The sequence below is a fragment of the Paenibacillus sp. V4I7 genome (genome assembly GCF_030817275.1).
Taxonomy (GTDB): domain Bacteria; phylum Bacillota; class Bacilli; order Paenibacillales; family NBRC-103111; genus Paenibacillus_E.
Window position 1 is genome coordinate 5,677,797 of sequence record NZ_JAUSZD010000002.1, and the last position, 23,021, is coordinate 5,700,817.

Genomic DNA, 23,021 nt, shown 5'->3' on the forward strand with positions numbered 1-23,021 from the left:
TTACCATAGGCTTTCCTGTTTAGCTTTCTTCGCCATTTGGTTGACCAAAATCAGTAGAATCAAACCAATGACCGATTTGAATAAATTGATGGCCGTGGAATAAGAGTAATTCATCGCCTGGGAGGCAAGCCCGACCTTATAAACAAACGTATCAATGACTTCCGAGGTGCGCACATTAAGCGGATTCTGTAATAGCAGCACTTTCTCGAAGCCCAGATCCAGAATATGACCGGTGTTCAAAATAAGCAAAATAATCATAACTGGCATGATGCTCGGCAGATCGATATGCAGCATACGCTGAAATTTACTTGCTCCATCAATGACAGCCGCTTCATGCTGTGCGGGATCAACACCCGCTAAAGCTGCTAAATAAATGATGCAGGAAAAGCCTACATTTTGCCAAATACCAGACCAGACATAGATCGAGCTGAAATATTCCGGCTTGGCCATAAAATTGATCGGATCGATGCCCAATTGACCGAGCAGCATGTTCACTAATCCATTGCGGGGGTCGAGCAGCTCCATAACGATCCCTACCATCACGACGATGGATATAAAATGGGGAGCGTAAGTGATCATCTGTACGGATTTTTTGAACAGCTGGTTTTTCACATAATTTAATGATAGGGCCAGAATAATCGGAAAGGGAATTCCGGCAAGTAAGCTGTACAAGCTGATGATCAACGTGTTTTTCATCAATTTTCCAAATTCATAAGAGTTGAAAAATCGGATGAAGTGCTTCAAGCCGACCCACTCGCTCCCAGCGACTCCCTTGGATGCAATATAATCCTTGAAGGCAATCTGCGCCCCATACATCGGATAATATTTAAACACGAGGACATAGATGACTGGAAGTGCAAGCAGGGCATACAATTGCCAGCTTTTCTTCATTTGCTTCCTAGCGGCAAGCAGCAGATTGTTTGTACCCGTGCCTGTTTTGGTTAATACAACCTCTTTCATTGTGCGCTCTTCCCCCTTTCAATTGATACCTTAACGATACAAGGAATTGCCTCAAGCCGTAAATTAGAAAGCGCTTTCTTTATGTGCAAATATTAAGAATCAGCCATGTGCACTTCGAAATTGATGTGCAAAAGTAAAGAATACGGCACCTGAGTGCCGTATTCTTATCCGTGCAATTTCTTATAGGAGGTCGCACTGACGCCATGCAGCCGCTTGAATGCCCGACAAAACGTATTGGAGGAGCTATAGCCAACCTTATCGGAAATTTCAAGAATGGTTAGCTCCGTTGTCTGCAGCAGATCTTTGGCCCGATCCATGCGCAGATTTTCCAAATAGTCGGAGAAATTAATGCCCGTTTGCTCTTTGAAGAATTGGGAGAGATACACCTTCGAAATGCGAAACCGATCGGCCACTACATCCAGACAAAGCTCACTGTCCATATATACGTTCTGCAGCATGCCAAGAATACTTTGGATCAGCTGTACATTTTGACTTTTCTTATGATCGTTCACGCTTTCACATATCCATTGATAAGTTGCGCGGATCGATTGATAATTTTTGCGCATATTTTCATAGGAATCAATCTCGCTGCTCAGTGACTGGATCCGCCTGTAAACCTCCTGCTGATCGAGCTCCATTTGCGGCAGCAGCTTCACAAGACTACCCCACATTTCGAACAAGAACAACTGCATAACCGCGAAGGAAAGGTGCCTCAGCTCGAAATTTTCATGGTATATCTCACCAAGCGTATGCTGAACCTCAGGATGATCCCCCGCTTTGGCTAAATTGATTAAGCGGATCTCCACATCCTGCGGAAAATAATAGTTGTTCATATCCGTCGGGAGCTCGTCATACCATACGATTTCATTCTCATTTTTCCATAACTGCACGTTCAATGCTTCTCTGGCCTGTTCATAAGATCTGGAGATGCTGGTGAGACTATCACATATACCGCCTACACCATAGACGGACACCAGCTTCAACTGGCTTTTCATCTCCTCATTGGCTTCCTTCAGCTTTTGCTCGATTGGCTCCTTGTAGAGTTCCGGTTGCTCAGTTCGATAACAGAAAAGCACCCCGAATTGATCCTCCGCGATATCGTAAACAAAGCCTTCCTGATCGATCGTCCTTCTCAACATTTCTTTAGCCAGTAAACGCTTCATATCCAGTTCTTCCAACAGGTCATCATTATAGCCGTTATCGAAGCCTCGCAAATGAACAACCGCGACCCGATAGGACATCCCTTGAAGGTCCATACCTACATGCTTTAACAGTGCATCTGCATCACGTGCCGAAATAAATTGCCCGTTCAACAGCCGCTGAAAATACGCTGCCCTCAGCAAAGGAACCTGCTGCTCTATCTCCGACTTCATCCTATGGTTATTGTGGAACAAACCGGTTACCGTTTCTCCGATTAATCCAAAAGCATCCCTCTGGTGCGAGATCACGTCCGCTTTTTCCAGAATCAAGTTTACGATATTTCGTAACGGTTTACTGTTGCGATAAGCCAGCACATACGCGATAAAGACACCCACGATAAGAAAGACGAACGTCAAAGAGAAGATGATTTTCTGAATATATCGGACCTTCTCTAGTACAACAAAAGTTGGCTGTCCCACCAGATACGTCCAACCGTTATAGGAGGATTTGGTATAAGTAATCATCATCTGCTTCGATTGCAGCGATTGCTCGATTACGCCCTTATCACCAATAAGATTGCCGATCTCGATCGGTAAGGGGGCTTTACTCGCCGAAAGCTCACTGATGATTTTCCCCTCACCATCCACAATATAGGCCCATCCCCCTTCGGAAATGTTGAGCCCTTGAAACAGCTTTTGGATTTCCTTCTGATCAATCATGACAGCAATAGCGCCCTGGGGATTGCCAGGGTACCCAAGCGATTGCATATATGTCAGCATGGAATAGGGTACACCCTGTACGATGACTTCCTCAGACGCAAAAGTTTTGCGGGTATGAAATTGCTTAGCGACGAAGTCATACCATGAATCATAATCATGCTTGCTGTAATGAGCTACCCGATCAAAAAAATGCTGAAAAGAGTAAGTAGCCCCCGGGGTTAATACCATTTCACTATTTTTGAACAAGACATAATAATTAAATATGAAATTGTTAGACATCCTGTAATCGTACAAGCTTTTATTCGTATCCAAAACCCGGTACGTATTCGTCCCCTCAAAAGGATCAGTGACAGACTGAAACCGCATAATTCTCGTATCGGCCGATAACTGCTGAGTGATGGAGGCGATTTCCTCCAGTCTTCGATCGAGGATATCCTTACTCTGCTCCAGCAGGTTCATATGACTCGCGGTTGCTTCGCTTTCGATTAGCGCCGTCGTCTTCTGATAAATGACCCAGCCAATAATCATCGGCAGCATCAGAAAAATAAGATAAGGAACGAGAATACGCGCAAACACGCGGTGCCTTCTTTTGTTAACGTTAACATTAACGCTTCTCTCTCTCTTGAACAGCATAGTAAATGTCCCCCATTTCATTCACGATTCCATGTTGCGATCATATTGAGAGTAATCATTGTGCATGATTTGCATTTTTGTATGCGTTTGCAATCTGTTGTGGCGTTCATCCCAAAAGGACTAAGCAGTTATTTCTAGTATACCTTGCTGTGCTGGTAATCGGAAGCTTGAAATATATCGCTAGATATGAAATGAGACTTTTTGTGCTTAACAAAAAAAAGGAACCCAGCCAACGGGGCGTGGGTTACGAGACTTTGATGATTAATCGAACGATCCGTCTATCTGCAATCATTTCACGCTATGCTAGAGTATTTCACTTCAGGCAATGATAAACCGCCATCATATCTCGTTTATTCAACTCACGAATACGATTGAAGATAGGAATATCTGCAACTGCCTCAGTTAGTAAGCTTTCAGCAACAACATCACTTACTTTGCCAGTAAGCCATGTTTGTACATCTATACGATCGACGATTTCCTTGCGCCCTTCATCATTGATGCCACTTACATAACAGCTAACACATGGCACCGATAATTTAAATACGCCTTCATGGAGACCATCCTCTGAAATTACTTTCTTCCCGTTACAGAATGGACATGGATGACTTGCTTTAATTTTATTAATTTGGGTAACAATTTTATTGTAGCCAAACACTTCATAGACATAAGTTAGTTTTTTATATTTCCCATTGGTGAAATACTTATCAATAATGGTTTCTCTAGTTTCAGCAATATTGGCAAAATCACAGATGGTAATCAAGTTATTACTGCTGATCGCCTCGAGGTTACCTTTAATCTTGTCCCAAAATGGTACGGCATTTTGTAAAACCACTTCATAGCCCACAAAGCTTGCAAGCTCCAGTTCAAGCATTTTCAGCGCAACTTGTGTTTCCCTAGGAAGTAAGGAGACATCTTCCGTAAGTGCAAGATCGCCGCCAACAATTGATTTTAGTTTTTCTAGTTCCGGTAACTTCCCTACAGTTTTAATGACCTGATCAATCGATTGTTGAATAATCTCACGAATATCCGTGTCACCAAATTTTAGCTTTTTATGATGATTTAACACGGTCCCTTGACAAACTGGGCAGTTAATCATTTCTTTTGAGGCTTTCATTTGCTCTTTAAGTGGAATGTTCTTCGAAATAACCATATAACGCCCAAGGATGAGATTAAAACCCTCCCATGTTCTTGAAGCCTTCCCTGCTTTATCATAAAACGACTTTTCCCAATACCCATATAAGAACGTATTTTTTTCTGCCTCTGACATCTCATTATAGCTTTTGCTCATATCGTGGCCAAGTTCGTTCTTTATCTCTTCAAATAAGAAGTGCAATTTGGCGTGCTGATAATATTTCAAGACATCCATGACTTCTGGAAGTAACATGCCGTCCCAGAATGGCACTGTTTTGTCTTGAATGAGAACATCCATATCAAATCGTTCTATAACTCGACGACCCGAACAACTTGGACAATGATTATCTTGATAATAGAAATCGAAGCTTCTTGTATCTTTATTGGTCGGATGAGCAGCCACAATATGGTTGATCAGTCCCCCTATTTCATATAGAAAACTATATTGACTATACAGGTGTCGTTCAAGATCGATGGCGATGACAGGTGCAATCTTATCAGATTCATATTCACCATAAATCAGATGTGCCATGGATGATAAGCTTTTTAGGATACCACCTTTATAGACGTTTTCAGCCTTTTTAAAATAGTCCAACTGATTTTCTTGTAAGTAGTGAATACCATTTTGCTGCTTAAGTGTGGAAGAAATATGCAAGGGGGCCTTGCTATCTTCTTTATACTTGTGACGACGATAATAATCATCATGACTGAGAACATCCAGATGTTCTACAGGTGCAAGTTGTCTTTTGCCAAAATCAACGATAAAATCAGAGCTTTCGAGCATATAGGCATTATGTTCAATCATCAGGATGGAGACCGATTCATCTTGCAGAATGTCTCTAACACTATCAATGAATTGGTTTAAAATATTTTGCGATAAACCTTTTGAAGGCTCGTCGAAAATAAAAAGCGTATGCGGGTTTCTTGAGTTGGCAAACAGCTCAGATACTAAATGGACACATTGAAATTCTCCTGTCGATAAGGACTGTGTTTTTCTTTCCAACGTCAAATAACCAAGCCCAAGTTTGATCAATAAGCTCAAGCGTTTATGAGCGATGTCTTCACCCGGCAGTTCATCAATAATATCTTCAATCGAGCGCTGAAAAATATCATCAATATCCTCACTATATTTCGTGAGTTTCTTTTTTATATCAAGAAACGTCGCAATGGTTGACCGACTGGAAATCGATTGGTTTCGATCTTGCCCAACCACGACCAGTTTATCTTTTGGATAACGCTTTTGAAAATCTTTCACTATACACTCATTAACAAGTGTAGATTTACCACATCCCGACTCACCCGTAAAGGTTACAAGTCTATTTTGGGGAATCTGAATTTCAGCCATTTGAATATTACGACAATAAAGATCATGAAACTGATAGTAGTCTGTTGGCATTGCCTTATTTAGTTCACAATGGATGGGTTGTGGACGTGGTGATTCTTCTACAATTTTCCCACCGTATTTACCACTACCAGGTCCAAAGAACAATTGTTCATCCGATGTGTCCAGCACCGTGTCAGAATGGTCAATGAGCCAAATTTGATTCTTATACCCCAATTGTTTAATCTCATCTAAAATTTTCAATAATGTTTGGTGATCAAGACCCACGGAGATTTCATCAATGATAATAACCGTATTTTCACTAGTTGCCATGAATTCTGCCAAGTACATTCGTGTTATTTCTCCACCTGACAAAGTACCCATTATGCGATTTAGTGTTAAGTAGCCTATATTCATATTGATAATATTTTGGAGAATATGCTGCTTCGCTTCACTAATGTGTAATTCCTCTGCGAGAGAAAGAATCGTTTCAATGCTTAAGTTATTGATATCGGAAATACTATGTGGTTGATTCAATAATTCCATCTTATATTGCTCAACTTCTTGATTGTAGCGCCTACCCTTGCACTTTGGACAATCGACATTTTGGGTCATACTGCGCCCTTTACAATCTGGACACCAGCCTAAGGCATTATTAAAGGAAAAAACTTCTGGAGAAAGATTAAATTTTTCAGCAAGAGTAACACGAATCTCTTTAAACACGCCAGTATGTGTGCCAATGGTTGAACGAGGATTGGATGAAATTGATGATTTTCCGAGAAAAAGGACTAAAGGCATTTCTTCCATCTTGATGGCACTGAAATTGGTTTCCATAATTTCAGGAAATAAATACTGATATTCTGCCTTTGGCAATAAAGAAACGAGACGCTTCTTGGATTCTTCACCAATGGTTTGACAAAAAGTTGTTTTACCAGATCCAGACAAACCAGCAATACCTAACGATTTATCTACTGGTAGTGCTGCATCTAATAGGTTAATATTGTTCGAAATTAATCGATTTATTTTCATATGTACATCCTCTCTATTCTTTTAAACTTAGTCTTTCCATGTTATCACAGAGTTAAATGTATGAATTGATTTTTTGGGACGGAAGAAGAAGCTAAAACTTTCTTTAGAGCTATTGATGGTCACAGACATGAAATTATTTTAGTGTTAGCAATTCGTTGCGGTATGCGTATGGGTGAAATTCATGCGTTGAGATTTTCAGATATCGATCTGAAAAAGGGGATTATATCTGTGAGGCATATCATGGACTCTGAAAGGAATTTGCAAAATCCTACCAAGACTCCCTTCAGGAATGAAAAACTACAACCAAATGGCCCATATAAGGGTTATTTGTCATACACAAAAAAAAAAGGAACCCAGCCAACGGGGCCGGGTTCAAAAGTTTATATTAAAAAGGGGGTCTTGGTTATTATAATACCTCGCCAACATTATGAAACCATAACAGGAACATTTCAATTATGTTACAAATTAGAAAGCGCTTTATTTCCTTACCTTTCCTACAATTTCACCACTAAGATTCGATCCCGCAAAGCCGGGGTAATGACCTAATAAATGTATTCCATTCATTTAGGAGGTTTTTTCCAATGACCGCACAAGAACAAAACCATCCAGACTCATACGATATTTCGAAGAAAGTCGCCATTGTGACCGGCGCATCCTCCGGCATTGGTTTGGCTTCCGCTGTACGTTTGGCTGAAAAAAGGGTTCAAAATCTGGCTGCTCAACCGCCCTGGCGGTGAACTTGAAGCAGCGGTGGCCAAAGTGCAGGTGTAAACGCCATCTGTCCGGGAGCGATCGAAACGAATATTGATGAGAATACGGAACGCAGACCCGAGCTGGAAGAAATCACGATCCCTATTGAATTTCCCGAAGGAGAACATCCGCTCCGACACAATTCCGGAACAGCTAGTCAAGTCGCGAATCTGGTGCTGTTCCTCGCTTCGAATCAATCCGACCACATTACCGGAACTTCCGTCATCGACGGCGCCGAATCTTTAATTCATGGATGATAAAGGAGAACTTCCCATGCAGATCCCAACTGGAAACATAGTTACAGATGAGCCTGAGAAATCAGGCTTTTACTATGCCAAACACGACCTCTCAAGGGTCTTCATATACTCTTTATACAAAATCAGTTGCACCTTACGAAGGTCTGGCATATAATATTCTTAATTAGAATTATTATAAATAAGGAGGGAACGTATGAGTATCGAATACGACTATCATCATCTCCATCATGTTAAAGAACAGAGCAAATCCAGAAAAACGTTATGGGTGACTCTCATACTGACCGCCTTTTTCACTATTGTAGAAATTGTAGGTGGGGTGCTCTCGAATTCCCTTGCTTTGCTATCCGACTCTGCCCATATGATCTCCGACGTCATTGCTTTGGGACTAAGTATGGTCGCTTTGAAGCTGGCTACTCGTCAGCCTAATGCTCGATTCACCTTTGGTTTCCTTCGGTTTGAGATTATCGCGTCTTTTCTGAATGGATTAGCCCTTTGTATCATTGCTTTGGGAATTTTCATCGAGGGGATTCAACGTATCATTGACCCGCAGCCTATTCGCCTGGCGCTTATGCTTGGAATTGCCTCCATCGGTTTCGTTGTCAATCTTGTGCTTACTTTGGTTCTTCATAACAGTGTGAAAGAAGAAGACAATCTGAATGTGAAAAGTGCGCTGTGGCACTTTTTTGGCGATTTACTCAGCTCGGTAGGTGTCATTATCTCATCTATTATCATTTATTACACAGGTCTTCTCTTGTTCGATCCTCTGATTTCGATGGTGATTGGCGGCATTATTTTTACTGGTGGAAGCAAAATCATTCGAGAATCATATCTGATTCTGATGGAATCCGTGCCTGAGCGCTTCAACTTAGATGAAATACGCAGCGAGATCGCGCGTGTTGAAGGTGTCGAAGATGTGCATGAAATGCATCTGTGGGCGATTTCGACTGATCATTACTCTTTAACTGCGCATGTGTTCATTAATCCTAACATTCAGCCCTTCTGTGTTATTCTTGCAATTAATGAAACGTTGAAAAGTAAATATGGTATCGAGCATTCAACCATCCAAATTGAACATGCCAACATTAATCCACATGGGGATTATGGCAAAGAGTTCTTGAAGCATCAAAGACAATCGAATGGAAATGGGCTTCAAATCTAATAAGGGATATGCCAAAAAGACCGCTATACTTCTCATCTTAACGAGAGTATAACGGTCTTTTCATGTTGTTGTAGACTTCCGGACAATCATCTCCAAATCAATAAATAGCTCATGTCCATGAATACGCGGTAGGTGCTCGTCCAGCAGCTGTGTATTCTCCTCGTCCAAGTCTTCACCAATCTGCCGCATCAGAAAAGCGGCAACTAATCTCGTTTGCAAATCGACAGGCATGTCAAAGCTTGTGATAGAGGGAAAGCTGGCTTTAGAAAACAGTTCATTGTCCATTCCAATCAACTGCACATCCTCTGGCACGCGAATACCTCGCTCATGACACACAGCTAGAAGCTCCAACGCTAACGCATCATTAAAGGTGTAAATGCCGATAGGTCGCTGCTCGCCGCTTATGCGAAGAGCTTCCTCCAGTGTACCTTCGATACCGAGCTCTCCCGCATCCAGAAGCGCATGAACTGTCGACTCGGCTTTATCGCCTAACCCTGCCATAAACCCTTGAATACGCTGCTCATTGGCCCCCATCCCTTTACGCCTGCCGGCATAAATGATGGAGCGGCAGCCGTTTGTGAGGAAATGCTGCACAGCTTCCGTCGAAGCCTTCGCAAAATCCAAATTAATCGCCAGCTTGACGATGTCGCTAGGCCAACCCCAGCCATTAAAGATAACCAGCGGCGTGCCCTCACCGACTAATTGCTGGGTCGATTGCATACTCATCGCTAAACCATGGCTCACTAAACCGTCTACTCTTCGCTGCAGCAAGTGCTCCAGGTGACGCTTCTCGATCACTGGATCCATACCCGCTGCTGAAAATACGGATAAATGGTAGCCGAAACTATGTACTTTCTGCTCAAGCTTCTCTGCAAATCGGCCATAATAGCCGCCAAAATGCGGTATGATAAGCCCTAGCTCATAGGATCGGCGCCGGCTAAGGTTCGTTGCCATCACATTGCGGCGATAACCCAGCTGTATGACGGCATCCTCCACTTTGCGTATCGTCTCCGGCGACATCGGCACCTTTCTCCGATTTAAAACATTAGAAACTGTCGCAATGGAAACGCCCGCTTCGGAAGCAACATCTACAATGGTGGGCTGTTTACTTCTCTTCATAGGAAATCCCTCATTCTTGAAATGCTTTAACTCATTTTATCGATAAGCAAATCGCTCGTCAAATTTCGATAATCTGTGCATTCCTACAGCAATTCGCTATAATGAATAGATTCGTGTATTCGAAAAAGCAATTGCTTGGGGGTGCATGCAGCCCTATGAAACGAAAACGTAAGGAGTTCACACATCATGTGGTTTATTGCTGCAGTCGGCAGTGCCGTACTATTTGGTCTAACCGGCTTTTTTATGAAAGCGAGTCAAATGCGCCAAGGCTCCACACCGCATCTATTGCTCGGACTCTATCTCACAGGAACACTTGGCTTCACTGTGAACAGTCTATGGGAAGGCTCCCTCTTCTTAGACGATTGGCGTGTTTGGTTAGCTGGCATCATCATTGGCGTGGGGTCAGGCTGGGGCAATGTCGTGTTCATGAAGGCGCTCGATAACGGTCCGGCAAGCTTGACAGCACCGCTAATGAACTTAAATATTTTGTTAGTCATTCTCATGTCCGTCACAATCTACGGTGAACGTATACATAGCACGGAAGCCGGCGGCATCGTCCTGCTCATTGCTTCAGCGGTACTTGTATCCATTAAGCTCAAAGAGCCTCTTACCATCAAAGAGAAGAAATGGTTCGCACTCGTTGCACTCGGCGGACTTCTTTTCTTCTTCCGCAACGGCGGCTTAAAAGTTACTGCCGAGCTAGCATTAGCGAATACGCCTATTCTACTCATCAGTTATCTGCTCTCCGCCATTTGGTTCGCCATTGCCGCAGCTAGCCACACCAAGAAGCAGCAAAAGCCTGTCCAACAAGGACTCATCGCAACCTATGATGGGTCACCAAGTCGTACAGGACTTCTATGGGGACTGCTTTCTGGCTGCTTCTCTTACGGTGGCCTTCAGCTTTACTCCGTTGCGCTGCAAATGGGGCCAGGTTCCATCGTCGCACCCATTTTCTCGACCTATGGTCTTGTCGTCGTTGTCGGCTCTGTGCTCGTTTATAAAGAAAAGCTGACAATCCTGCAAGGTCTCGCCTTAACACTTCTATTCGCAGGTCTCATATTCGTAAAGCTGTAAGATAAATTCACTATAAATTCGCGATTCATGCCAAAGAAGGTGATGAGAATTATTCATCACCTTCTTTTTTTTCGTTTATTTTGCCTACGATTTCAGTGCGGGTTAGTCCTCATGATCCCCTATAAGTGAAATAATTTGTTTCTTCAGTTTAATAAACGACTCCGTATCTTTACACTCCAAGGTCTCTCGAAGTCCTTGTGGAATCACGATTTCTTGGCGAATCCTTCCTGGATGCGCCTGCATCACATACACGCGCTGAGATAAGAAAATAGCCTCCTCGATGTCATGGGTAATGAAAACGACGGTGGTTTTTTCCTTTTCCCAAATACGCAGCAACAGCTCCTGCATCGAATTCTTCGTCTGCGGATCGAGCGCACCAAATGGCTCATCCATCAGCAGGACTTCCGGATTGTTCGCGAGGGCCCGAGCGATGGCGACCCGCTGCTTCATGCCGCCCGAAAGCTCTTTCGGCAGCGATCTGGCGAACTTCTGCAGCCCGACAAGCTCCATGAAGTGATCGGAAATGGCCCTCTTTTCGAATAAAGGAACGCCTTTGAGTGTCAGTCCGAACTCGATATTCTCCCTCACAGAAAGCCAAGGGAATAAGGTGTACGATTGGAATACCATCCCACGGTCAGCGCCAGGACCATCAATTTCATGACCGGAAATGCTTAACGTACCTGTCGTCAATGGCTCTAAACCCGCAAGAATTCGGAGCAGAGAGGACTTGCCACAGCCTGATGGACCTACAAAACTGACAAACTCATGCGCATCCACATGGAATGAAACCCGATCCAACGCAACAAACTGGGATTTCTTTGTGCTATACACTTTCGTTACATCCGTCGCCATAATTTTGCTCACAGCCATAGCTCTGTCATTAGAGGGCTCCCTATTCAAAGCATGCATGATTTAACGCCCTCCTTCCAACCACGGGAAAAATCTGCGGTGACAATAAGCAAATGTGCGATCCGTTAGTAATCCAAGCAAGCCAATGGCGATAATTCCTACGAAAATCAGATCCGTATTGAGGAACCGCTGTGCTTTCATAATAGAGAACCCTAGTCCACTGCTAGCCGCAACCAATTCAGCTACAACGAGATAAGTCCAAGCCCAACCGATGATTAATCGCATGGTGTTCATTAAATCCGGCAGTAGTGCAGGAATAAGCACCTTTTCGATCACTTGCCAGCGGTTCGCACCAAGGGTATAGGAGGTTTGAAGCAAATCATTGGATACCGAACGTGTATTATCGGCAACCATCAGCATGAGCTGGAAGAAGCAGCCGATGAAGATGACGATCACCTTCGCCCATTCACCAATCCCTGCCCATACCATAATAAGCGGGATGAAAGCCGTCGCTGGCATATACCGGATAAACTCTGTTGGAGGAACGAGCAGCGCTTCAGCGAAGCGAAACGTACCAGCCAGGATGCCAAGCGGAATACCCAGTAAACAAGCAAGCAGGAAGCCCGCCCCTACTCGAAAAATACTTATGCCAACATGGTTCCAGAAGACAGAACTCTGAAGTTGAATTGCAAACTGACGAAGTACTTGATCCGGTGTAGGTAAGAACGTACGATTTACAAAGCCGCCATAGCTGAGCACACTCCAGAAGAGCAGAGCTATCACAACAATGAGCACGACACCGGATGTATAAGTTCTACGGCTAATATCGCCCCGTATGGCAAACAAAGTTGATTTGCGCCTTTTTTTCACCATGGTGTCCATTTAGAGCCCTCGCTCTCCAGTTGTTATTTCTTACGTTCCTTCAGCACTTCTTCTACAAAGTGTCCATCTAAGAAGCTTTCCGCCTTCGGAATGGAAGTCAGCATATCTAATCCCTTTAAGAACTCGGCCGTCTTCTGCGAAGTAAAGTGTAGGGATTCTAAGTTATCGCCCTTTTGGAAAGCTTTCACATTATCTTCAAGTTGGAAAATTTTCACGCTATCCACGCCAGCTTTATATTCATCAACCGGCGTCTCTGCTGCTTTTGCCATTATATTCAATGACTCTTCTGGATTGGCCTTCCAGTAATCCAAAGCGTCGAACCAAGCGTTGATGATTTTTTTCACATCTTCCGGACGATTCTTCGTTATTTCTTCTTTGAAAACTAGCAGATCAGGGATAAGTCCGGGTGTATCCTTGGAGGAAAATAATAACTTACCTTTGCCCTCTTGAATCGCCTTGCTTAGGAATGGCTCCCATAGTACCGCGGCGTCCAGGTTGCCTGAAATGAAAGCAGGTCCTGCATCGTTAACTGTCATATTCGTATAAGCAACATCTTTCTCGGCAAGCCCGGCCTTTTCAAGTGCAGTTAGCATCAGAAGGTGATCAACCGTTCCCAGCTCAGTCGCTACTTTCTTCCCCTTCAAATCCTTCAATGAATGAATGCTCGGCTTCACAACAACACCGTCTCCGCCATTGGAGTTATCGTTCACCAGCACTGCCTTGAGTTTAATTCCTTTACTTGCTGGAGCAAGTGTATCACTTAACGTTTGGCTGTTCGCATCGACTTTACCAGACGCTAATGCTGATAAGGAATCGCTATATACCGGGAACCAAATGAGATCAACATTAACCCCATTTTTCTCAAAGAACCCCTTTTCCTTCACTAAATACCACACAAACCAACCTGGCCATGGACTGAGTGCTAATTTAATCGGTTCTCCGCTTTTTCCTGTAGTGCCAGTTGCCCCTTTGCTCGTACATCCGCTAACTACTGTAAAAATCAATAACAACGCCATCATCAGGAATACCACTCTTTGTCTCATTCCGATCTCCCTCTCCATTTGTAATGGTAAAAAGAAAAGCCCGGAACGATATCATATTCTGATATCCTCCCGGGCTTTTATCCCTCCGTGTGCACGATGAAGCTCACCGTGTGTCTTCTCTTGGACCTGACCAACAGCCTTCATTCTGTCGCGGAACCCTAGAAAACAAGTTTGCTATGAGGTTGGTACTTCGATGTCTTACATTTGTCTTAATCATACTTACATCCGAGTTGTATGTCAATATATATAACACAAATTAATAATTGGTTGCCAAAATAGCTGTATGTGTAATAATATATAACATATATAACTACTAACCGGAGGTGTATACGATGTACTCGATTCATTTCCATATTACGATGTTAGATAATCAACTTGTTCTACCTAAACCTGTTACATCAACGAGCCCTTCTATTTCTGGTATTCAAGAAGGACACCTTTTATCCGAGCATCCTCTCCTGATTTCCCCTATAAATAATCAAGCAGCCACTCAAGCTGATAGCCTGCCCGCTGACTAGCCTCTAATCTTACAGAGACCATCAGGGCTATCCTCCTGATGGTCTATTTCTGTGAGCGGGGTTTCCATCGAAAATACCGTATCCCCCTCTCCGTGGTTACCAAAGTTGTATTTTCTGCAACAATTCCCACTCCCAAAGGCTACTTTGCATGTTAAAGTTGCAGTTTGTACAACACTTTGAGCCCTTTTGTTGCAAAATGGCTTGTATAGGGCCCAATTGTTGTATATTATGCAACAACGAAGGGAGCGAGGCGCGATATAGGCAGCTATTGTTGCACTTTATACAACATCATCCATTGAGAGTCTGAATTAATACTTTTAGCGTTATAAAAAAGCCCGACACCCTGAAAAGATCAGGGCATCGGGCTTGGGCGATTTCGTTTACACGCCTAACCATTTTTTGAACATATGTTTCGTTGTATCTGCATTCAGTGCTGCGATTGAAGTCGTCAGCGGAATGCCTTTCGGACAGGAGCGTACGCAGTTCTGCGAGTTACCGCAGCCTTCGATACCGCCATCTGTCATCAACGTATCCAGACGCTCGTCTTTGTTCATTTCACCCGTTGGATGCGCATTGAACAGTCGAACTTGAGAAAGCGATGCTGGCCCGATAAAGGAGTTCTTATCATTTACGTTCGGACAAGCCTCAAGACAAACGCCGCATGTCATACATTTGGAAAGCTCGTAAGCCCATTGACGCTTCGACTCCGCCATACGAGGTCCTGGTCCAAGATCATACGTACCGTCGATTGGAACCCATGCTTTTACTTTCTTCAAAGCAGTGAACATGCGCCCACGGTCGATAACAAGGTCACGCATAACAGGGAACGTGCTCATTGGAGCTACGCGAATCGGCTGCTCCAATTTATCAACCAGAGCCGAACAAGCTTGACGCGGCTTACCGTTGATCACCATGGAACAAGCTCCGCATACTTCCTCGAGACAGTTGGATTCCCAGCATACAGGTGTCGTCTTGTCACCTTTGGCATTCTTCGGATTACGCTGTACTTCCATCAAACCGCTGATGACATTCATATTGGAGCGATAAGGAATTTCAAATTCCTCGGTATAAGGTTTGGAATCTGGACTCTCTTGACGAGTCACGATAAACTTCACTGTCTTTTGTGCGCTTAGTGTCTCAGCCATGATTAATGTCCTCCCTTTTTCTTCTCCGTGGAGTAGTCACGTTTCCGCGGTGCAATCAAAGATACATCGATTTCTTCATAGCTGATTTTCGGACCATCTGGCGTCCAATCGGCAATTGTTGTTTTCATGAAGTTCTCATCATCACGTTCAGTGAATTCTGGCTTGTAATGCGCGCCGCGGCTCTCGTTACGCAGCAAGGCGCCAAGTGTCATCGCTTCAGCCAACTCGAACATGTTCCAGAGCTGACGTGTGAACGCAACCCCTTGATTGTTCCAACGAGCTGTATCTGTGATGTTGATGTTGTTGTATCTTTCTTTCAAATCCTTGATCTTACCAATGGTATCTTCGAGACGATCATTGTAACGAACAACCGTCATGTTGGCATTCATCATGTCGCCAAGCTCTTTATGCAGAACATAGGCATTCTCCGTACCATTGTTCATTTTGAGCAAGTTCTCATAACGATCTGTATGACGCTTCTTCTCGCGATCGTATACGATCGAGGAAGTATCATCAGCGTGCTTCTCTAAGCCGCGGATATACTCAACCGCTTTAGGACCGGAAACCATCCCATCATAGATGGCCGAAACGAGCGAGTTCGCTCCGAGACGGTTCGCACCATGATGCTGATACTCACACTCACCAGCAGCGAACAAGCCGGGAATGTTCGTCATCATGTTGTAATCGACCCAGATTCCGCCCATGGAATAGTGAACCGCAGGGAAAATCTTCATCGGAATTTTACGCGGATCATCGCCCATGAATTTCTCGTAGATTTCCATAATTCCGCCGAGCTTAATATCAAGCTCCTTCGGATCTTTATGAGAAAGATCGAGGTAAACCATGTTCTCGCCGTTAATACCAAGCTTCTGGTCTACGCACACCGAGAAGATCTCGCGAGTTGCAATATCACGTGGCACCAAGTTACCGTATGCCGGATATTTCTCTTCGAGGAAGTACCAAGGCTTCCCGTCTTTGTATGTCCAAATACGTCCGCCTTCACCACGCGCAGATTCAGACATCAAGCGAAGCTTGTCATCTCCGGGAATCGCTGTTGGGTGAATTTGAATCATCTCGCCATTCGCATATTTAACGCCTTGTTGGTAAACAGCACTTGCTGCTGTGCCTGTATTAATAACCGAGTTCGTTGTTTTGCCGAAAATGATACCAGGACCGCCTGTAGCTAAGATGACCGCATCGGATGGGAATGTTTGAATTTCCATGCTCCGCAAATCTTGAGCTGCAATACCACGGCACGTGCCATCATCATCGAGAACGGAACCTAGGAACTCCCAATGCTCGAATTTCGTTACTAGACCAGCTGTTTCCCAGCGGCGTACTTGCTCATCAAGTGCGTACAAGAGCTGCTGCCCTGTAGTAGCGCCTGCGAATGCCGTACGATGATATTTCGTTCCACCGAAACGACGGAAGTCGAGAAGACCTTCTGGTGTACGGTTGAACATAACGCCCATACGGTCCATCAAGTGAATAATACCTGGAGCCGCATCGCATAAAGCTTTAACAGGTGGTTGATTTGCTAAGAAATCTCCACCGTAAACTGTATCATCAAAGTGCTCCCACGTGGAGTCACCTTCACCCTTCGTATTCACCGCTCCGTTAATGCCGCCTTGCGCACATACGGAGTGGGAACGTTTAACAGGAACCAAGGAGAACAATTGCACGTGAACTCCGGCCTCTGCTGCCTTAATTGTCGCCATGAGTCCCGCAAGGCCTCCACCGACGACGATAACTTTTGAATTAGCCACTTCTGTTCACCCTCCCTTATTTCCCCGTATGCGCTTCTACTGGAAGCTGCTGAAATTGAGTATCTGTAAATGCGACCAGAGTCATAATAAACATAATGGACATCACGACAAACAAAGCCATCCAGATATACGAGGAAAAGCGTTGTGCGCGAGGGCCAACCGTGATTCCCCAGCTAACGAGGAACGACCACATACCGTTACTGAAGTGGAATGCCGCGGAGACTGTACCAATCACATAGATCGTGAACATAACCGGATTCGTCGCGATATCATGCATCGTTCGGCCAAGCTCTTCATGCGCTACGTTGCCGAAAGCAACCTGCAAACGCGTTTCGAAGAAATGCCAAGCAACGAACAAGAAGGTGATAACACCAGTAACACGTTGGAGCAAGAACATTTGATTACGGAAGTAACCATACTGCGACACGTTATTGCGAGCTTGATACGCTACATACAAGCCATAAACCGCATGGTAAAGAAGCGGCAGCCAGATGCCGAAAATTTCAAGAAAAAGCACTAGCGGCAAACTGTTCAGCCACATCACCATTTCTACGAAAGCAGCCGGACCCTTTGTTGCCTCATAGTTTGAGAGCAGATGCTCGACGAGAAAGAAGCCCACTGGAATTACGCCAAGCAAAGAGTGGATCTTCCGAAAATAATACGAATTACCCATAATTGAACCAATTCCCCCCTCATAAAAATTTATTCATCATTTATCCGACATTATCAGACAAGACAAGCCACATATCATTGTACTCTCGCCGCAAACGAGCGTCAACCCATAATCATCCAAGCCTATTTTGCCAAACCAGTGAATGATTATACACCTTCGTCCAAGAAATGTGAATAAAAAGTGACATGTACATCGTACCTCTTTCACGCTTATAATGGAAGTGCCGTTTTTTTATATACACTTATAACTTACACACATATGCATGGCGCAAAAGGAGTCGATAGAAGCATGGAACTCTTGGATGTTTTCGCTGTTGTTGTCGAACAAGTAAGCCTCAATAAAGCATCTCAGCTATTAAACATCTCTCAACCAGCTCTCTCTCGCAAAATAATGAAGCTCGAGGAAGAGTTGGGTGTAGAACTATTTATCCGCAAAGGTAAAAGGCTGGAGCTGACCAAAGTCGGTCAAATTTGCTATGACCATGCTTTGGAACTGCGTCATCTCGAGCGAAAGTTCAAGCAAGCGATCCAAACCTACAAAGCAGCTGGCAGCCACACTTCGATTACCATAGGAGCGAGCCTGACAACGCTGCAAACAACACTCCCAGATCTTATCACAGATTACTTGCAGGATTACCCGCTGACGGAAATTAAGCTTCTTACAGGTAAGACGCACGAGATCGTTACCATGGCGAAAGAAAATAAAGTGGATATCGGCATCGTTGCTTCCCAGATTAATGCTTCCAGCCTTCATTGCGAACCATTATTTGATGATCACTTATGTCTGGTGCTTCCTCTGGGGCATCCGCTTATCGATCGCGCCACCATCACAATGAACGATTTAAATGAATTGCCAATGATCCTCTTTTCCAAAGGCACTTGGTATCGCATCTTGATGGATGAGTTATTTAACCGTTTTACCATATTACCCAACGTGCAAATGGAGATCGATTCCTTCGAAGCCATCATCCGACTCGTTTCAACCTGTAAAACAGCAACCTTGCTTCCAAGATCCTATTTACGTGAAGATTTAATTCGTAATAATGAATTGATTTTGCGTAATCTGGTCGAGTTAGAACAGACGAAACGAACGACTTCCCTCATTTACTCCGACCATACAGCGGATAATATGGCGTCTATGAAGTTTATAACTCAAGCGGTCAATTACTTCGCCAAACAAAAATAAAACCTCTCAATCTACTAATTGTCTCTATTATATTTATACATTTTCTATTAAATAGGTAAAACTACTTCACGGGCAACCCTTTTTCGACATCTACTAGGAGCAGATAGAGAAAAAGGAGGTGATCACTAAGATGCCAACCAAAAAACGAAGTGTCCCTACTCGTAGAGATTTGGGTCTAAGAGGCAAAACTTACGCTCGGGTTCCTCTTAACAAAAAAAGCGGACCCAGACAAACACTAACCAGGTTTACCGTCCTTTGGGTAAATAACGCTGGTGTTCCATTCGTTACTTCGGGCTTTACTTGTAGAGCCTCATCTACAGGAGGAACCCTCATCGCTACAGCTAATTTCGATGCCTTTGGAACTGCTGTATTCAGTACAATTAACACTCCGACAACACGCACCTTGGTTCTTAGAACTTTCGATGAAGACGGTAACTTATTCCGTACACGTACCGTTCGTTCTGGAGTTTCCGCTTACGCCATCATTGGTTAATGCAAAAAAGCGGTAAATGGGGGGGGGGGCACCCACTTACCGCTTTTTCATCATTATTCAAATCTTCTAATAAATAAATTTGTAGCCTACACCCCAAACCGTCCGAATCCACTTAGGTTCTTTGGGATTGTCCTCGATCTTTTTACGAAGGTTAGCAATATGTACATCAATGGCCCGATCCGTTACTAAACAGTCAAATCCGCGAACCGTTTGCAGTAAATCTTCTCGGCTATAGACGCGACCTGGATGATTCACGAAGCATTTCATAATTTCGAATTCCGAATATGTCGTCTCTACTAAAACACCATGAACACGCATAGAGCGCGTATTCGGATTGAGCGTAATCTTCTTATCGATATCCAAGACTGCCTCTAATACCGCAGTTGTTGATCCTCCAACTGCTTCCTTTACTTGTCGGGTATTCACACTCGATTTCAAATACAAGTTGGAGCGCCGAATGAGAGCGTGAACTCTCGCACTCATCTCATGCATACTGAAAGGTTTACACATATAGTCGTCCGCACCAACACCAAGAGCGTTAACTCGTTCAACGACTTTACTTTTCATCGAGACGATCATAATAGGTATTTTCGAGGTTTCCCGAACTTGTCTGCATAACGCAAGACCATCCATATCAGGCAGCATCAGATCAAGCAAAATGACATCTGGATCAAACTGGGTGACAGCGGCAATGCCTTCTGCCCCATTCGCCTTCCTAATGACATGAAATCCTTCTTCACTTAAATACATAGTGACCATATCGCCGATCATGGCATCGTCTTCAATTATTAATACCTTATACATGGGGAGTCCACCTTCAGTTAGAAATTCTCTTGCTGTATATGTACTCGCAAATTTATTAATTGAAAAGTCGCATGGCGATCAAAGAGATTTATTTTAATTAAGGTTATCGGGATCGTCGGGCTTTATTTGTCATGCCCAATCCAAAATAAGCAAGTGTAAAATGATAACATGTTCAATTAGATCGAGGTTGTATTTTACATCACCCGATGACTTCACTTTCAAATTTATCAATTTGATTGTTGGTTCCGATGATGACCATTACATCATTCTCATTCACGACATCACCCGCCGTAGGTGCAATGATAATGCCATTTTTTTTATTGATAGCGACAATGCTGCAGCCATACTTAGCACGAGGATCCAGCTCTCTGAGAGCAAAGCCACATAGATTCTTAGGCACAGATAATTCCACGATCGTATACTCTTTGGAAATCTCAATATAGTCCAGAAGATTAGGTGATACTAGTTGATGTGCAACACGAATCCCCATATCTCTCTCCGGATAAATTACACGGTCAACACCTAGCTTATTCAGTACTTTCCCATGCAATTCGGACAATGCCTTAGCGACAACCTTTTTGATCCCCAAATCTTTAAGAACAATGGCCGCTAGGATACTCGATTGAATATCATCCCCAATGGCTACAACAGCGCAGTCGAAATTTCGTACGCCCAGTGATTTCAATACCTCTTCATCCGTCGCATCCGCAACTACCGTATGGGTAAGCACAGAACTCAGCTCGTCAACGACTTCTTCATCTTTATCAATACCCAACACTTCATAACCAAGCTTTATGAGTTCTTTGGAAATACTGGCCCCAAAACGACCCAGCCCGATTACAACATATTGATTTTTTTTCATATTCGTAGTTCCCCTTATCCAATCGTGATTTTACCCTCTGGGTATCTATATAGTTCTTTCTCTTGCTTCGGTTGCAGGGCATAAGCTAATGTGATGGTTCCCAATCTTCCTGCAAACATCGTTATACAAATGAGAACCTTGCCAAATGTCGTTAAATCTGGGGTCAACCCCATAGATAGACCTACAGTTCCAAAGGCAGAAGTGACCTCGAACAAAATTTTCAAAAACTGCGAATCCTCTGTTGTCGATAATAGCATCGTCACTAAGATTACCAGAAATAATGCCATCATCGTTAAAGTAATAGCTTTGAGAATGCGGTCTTTCGCCAAGCGGTAACGATAAATAACAATGTCTTCTTTCCCTCGAATCATGGTAATGATAGCGCTAATAAGAATTGTGAATGTGGTTGTTTTGATACCTCCCCCTGTAGAGCCAGGAGATGCACCGATAAACATCAGAATGATGATAAAAAATTGAGATGCTTGACGAAGAGCTCCAATATCTACTGTATTCGGACCGGCTGTACGCGGAGCAACGGATTGAAAGAAAGAAGCTAATACTTTGCCGCCCATATCCAGTGAACCCATGGTTCTGTTATTTGTAAATTCGAATATAAAGATGACAAGGGCTCCAAACACAATTAGAAAACCCGACATGCTAAGAACAACTTTGGAATGCAGGGTAAGCTTTTTCTTGTTCCGGAAGTCCATCAGATCGGACATAACAATGAATCCAATACCCCCAAGCACAATAAGCGCCATTACAACAAAGTTCACAACAAAATCGTCGGCATAGGCTGTAAAGGAGACAAATGGTGCATCGACAGTTCCAAATAAATCGAAACCAGCGTTATTAAACATCGAAATCGCATGCCAGATTCCGAAATAAAGGGCTTGACCAAAATCCATATCAAATGACCAACGAATCGTTAAAATCACTGCTGCAATGGCCTCAATCGATAACGAATAAATAATAACTTTACGGATAAGTCTGACAATACCTTCCATACTGCCTTGGTTAAAAGCCTCTTGCAGAACCAGTCGTTCTTTTAACGTAATTTTTTTACGGAAGGCAAAAGCGATTAAAGTCGCCATTGTCATGAAACCCAGGCCGCCAACTTGAATCAAGCTCACAATGACGATTTGCCCAAACATCGTGTAGGCACTACCTGTATCCACTACGACCAAACCTGTCACACATGTTGCCGAAGTCGCTGTAAAAAGCGCATCAATGAAAGCAATCGAATGTCCTGTTGCCGAAGCAAAAGGAAGCGTCAAAAGACCTGCTCCTAAGAAAATAATAGCAGCAAATCCGAGAACGAGAATTTGTGGAGGCGTCAATCGCCAAATATTCATTTTTTTAATCATAGTGCCTCCTGTGTTTGCAAAAAAAGACATAAGGATTCCCAATACATTAACGGTAGGGTTCCCCCGTTATTATTTAGAAATTCCGAACGTTATCCAATTGATAGGTATTATATAATTGTTTTTAATTCATTACCACTAAATT

Annotated in this window: 17 protein-coding genes, 2 pseudogenes and 1 riboswitch; of the genes and pseudogenes, 6 read left to right on the forward strand and 13 right to left on the reverse strand. The window is 43.6% G+C overall.

Annotated features, from left to right (window positions below; translation table 11 throughout):
- The 3 genes from QFZ80_RS26490 to QFZ80_RS26500 form a co-directional block, all read right to left on the reverse strand.
- Entirely contained in the window at positions 1-960 is a 960-nt protein-coding gene (locus QFZ80_RS26490) for an ABC transporter permease (protein ID WP_307553073.1), read from the reverse strand.
- Positions 961-1,124: 164 nt separating this feature from the next.
- Positions 1,125-3,452, reverse strand: coding sequence for a helix-turn-helix domain-containing protein (locus QFZ80_RS26495; protein WP_307553072.1), 2,328 nt, complete (start codon positions 3,450-3,452; stop codon positions 1,125-1,127).
- Between the two features lie 313 nt (positions 3,453-3,765).
- On the reverse strand, positions 3,766-6,933 hold the full coding sequence (locus tag QFZ80_RS26500; RefSeq protein WP_307553069.1) for an ATP-binding cassette domain-containing protein: 3,168 nt from the start codon (positions 6,931-6,933) through the stop codon (positions 3,766-3,768).
- A gap of 90 nt (positions 6,934-7,023) precedes the next feature.
- On the opposite strand from QFZ80_RS26500, the pseudogene QFZ80_RS26505 reads away from it, so the two are divergent.
- From QFZ80_RS26505 to QFZ80_RS26515, 3 genes and pseudogenes are all read left to right on the forward strand, one after another.
- Positions 7,024-7,479 (forward strand): annotated as a pseudogene (locus QFZ80_RS26505) (site-specific integrase); the annotation flags it as partial.
- Positions 7,480-7,700: 221 nt separating this feature from the next.
- A pseudogene (locus tag QFZ80_RS26510) lies at positions 7,701-7,940 on the forward strand (SDR family oxidoreductase); the annotation flags it as partial.
- 193 nt (positions 7,941-8,133) lie between these two features.
- A complete protein-coding gene (locus QFZ80_RS26515; RefSeq protein WP_307553067.1) occupies positions 8,134-9,099 on the forward strand; it encodes a cation diffusion facilitator family transporter in 966 nt (321 codons plus the stop codon).
- A gap of 60 nt (positions 9,100-9,159) precedes the next feature.
- Here the strand turns inward: QFZ80_RS26515 and QFZ80_RS26520 are convergent, their stop codons facing one another.
- Entirely contained in the window at positions 9,160-10,218 is a 1,059-nt protein-coding gene (locus QFZ80_RS26520; RefSeq protein ID WP_307553065.1) for a LacI family DNA-binding transcriptional regulator, read from the reverse strand.
- Positions 10,219-10,404: 186 nt separating this feature from the next.
- On the opposite strand from QFZ80_RS26520, the gene QFZ80_RS26525 reads away from it, so the two are divergent.
- Complete coding sequence (locus QFZ80_RS26525) at positions 10,405-11,292, forward strand: EamA family transporter (RefSeq protein WP_307553063.1); 888 nt, start codon at positions 10,405-10,407, stop codon at positions 11,290-11,292.
- Positions 11,293-11,394: 102 nt separating this feature from the next.
- Here the strand turns inward: QFZ80_RS26525 and QFZ80_RS26530 are convergent, their stop codons facing one another.
- The 6 genes from QFZ80_RS26530 to QFZ80_RS26555 form a co-directional block, all read right to left on the reverse strand.
- The gene (locus QFZ80_RS26530; protein ID WP_307553061.1) at positions 11,395-12,201 is read right to left on the reverse strand and encodes an ABC transporter ATP-binding protein; all 807 of its coding nucleotides are present in this window, start codon (positions 12,199-12,201) and stop codon (positions 11,395-11,397) included.
- 3 nt (positions 12,202-12,204) lie between these two features.
- Positions 12,205-13,023 carry an ABC transporter permease gene (locus QFZ80_RS26535; protein ID WP_307553060.1) on the reverse strand — a complete coding sequence of 273 codons (819 nt, stop codon included), beginning with the start codon at positions 13,021-13,023 and terminating at the stop codon, positions 12,205-12,207.
- Between the two features lie 23 nt (positions 13,024-13,046).
- Entirely contained in the window at positions 13,047-14,066 is a 1,020-nt protein-coding gene (locus tag QFZ80_RS26540) for an ABC transporter substrate-binding protein (RefSeq protein WP_307553058.1), read from the reverse strand.
- Between the two features lie 64 nt (positions 14,067-14,130).
- Positions 14,131-14,239: riboswitch (guanidine-I (ykkC/yxkD leader) on the reverse strand.
- Between the two features lie 725 nt (positions 14,240-14,964).
- Entirely contained in the window at positions 14,965-15,729 is a 765-nt protein-coding gene (sdhB, locus tag QFZ80_RS26545; RefSeq protein WP_307553056.1) for a succinate dehydrogenase iron-sulfur subunit, read from the reverse strand.
- A 2-nt stretch (positions 15,730-15,731) separates the two neighbouring features.
- Entirely contained in the window at positions 15,732-17,495 is a 1,764-nt protein-coding gene (gene sdhA, locus QFZ80_RS26550) for a succinate dehydrogenase flavoprotein subunit (RefSeq protein WP_307553054.1), read from the reverse strand.
- 16 nt (positions 17,496-17,511) lie between these two features.
- Positions 17,512-18,168 carry a succinate dehydrogenase cytochrome b558 subunit gene (locus tag QFZ80_RS26555; protein ID WP_307553052.1) on the reverse strand — a complete coding sequence of 219 codons (657 nt, stop codon included), beginning with the start codon at positions 18,166-18,168 and terminating at the stop codon, positions 17,512-17,514.
- A 288-nt stretch (positions 18,169-18,456) separates the two neighbouring features.
- On the opposite strand from QFZ80_RS26555, the gene QFZ80_RS26560 reads away from it, so the two are divergent.
- Entirely contained in the window at positions 18,457-19,353 is an 897-nt protein-coding gene (locus QFZ80_RS26560; RefSeq protein ID WP_307553050.1) for a LysR family transcriptional regulator, read from the forward strand.
- 130 nt (positions 19,354-19,483) lie between these two features.
- Positions 19,484-19,846: a hypothetical protein gene (locus QFZ80_RS26565; RefSeq protein WP_307561884.1), complete on the forward strand. Its 363-nt coding sequence runs from the start codon at positions 19,484-19,486 to the stop codon at positions 19,844-19,846.
- A 66-nt stretch (positions 19,847-19,912) separates the two neighbouring features.
- Here QFZ80_RS26565 and QFZ80_RS26570 read toward each other — a convergent pair whose 3' ends face one another.
- The 3 genes from QFZ80_RS26570 to QFZ80_RS26580 all read right to left on the reverse strand — a co-directional run bounded on the left by QFZ80_RS26570 (position 19,913) and on the right by QFZ80_RS26580 (position 22,879).
- Positions 19,913-20,650, reverse strand: a complete 738-nt coding sequence (locus tag QFZ80_RS26570) for a response regulator transcription factor (protein WP_307553047.1) — start codon at positions 20,648-20,650, stop codon at positions 19,913-19,915.
- Between the two features lie 199 nt (positions 20,651-20,849).
- On the reverse strand, positions 20,850-21,512 hold the full coding sequence (locus tag QFZ80_RS26575; protein ID WP_307553045.1) for a potassium channel family protein: 663 nt from the start codon (positions 21,510-21,512) through the stop codon (positions 20,850-20,852).
- A 14-nt stretch (positions 21,513-21,526) separates the two neighbouring features.
- Positions 21,527-22,879 carry a TrkH family potassium uptake protein gene (locus QFZ80_RS26580; protein ID WP_307553043.1) on the reverse strand — a complete coding sequence of 451 codons (1,353 nt, stop codon included), beginning with the start codon at positions 22,877-22,879 and terminating at the stop codon, positions 21,527-21,529.
- Positions 22,880-23,021 lie beyond the last annotated feature (142 nt).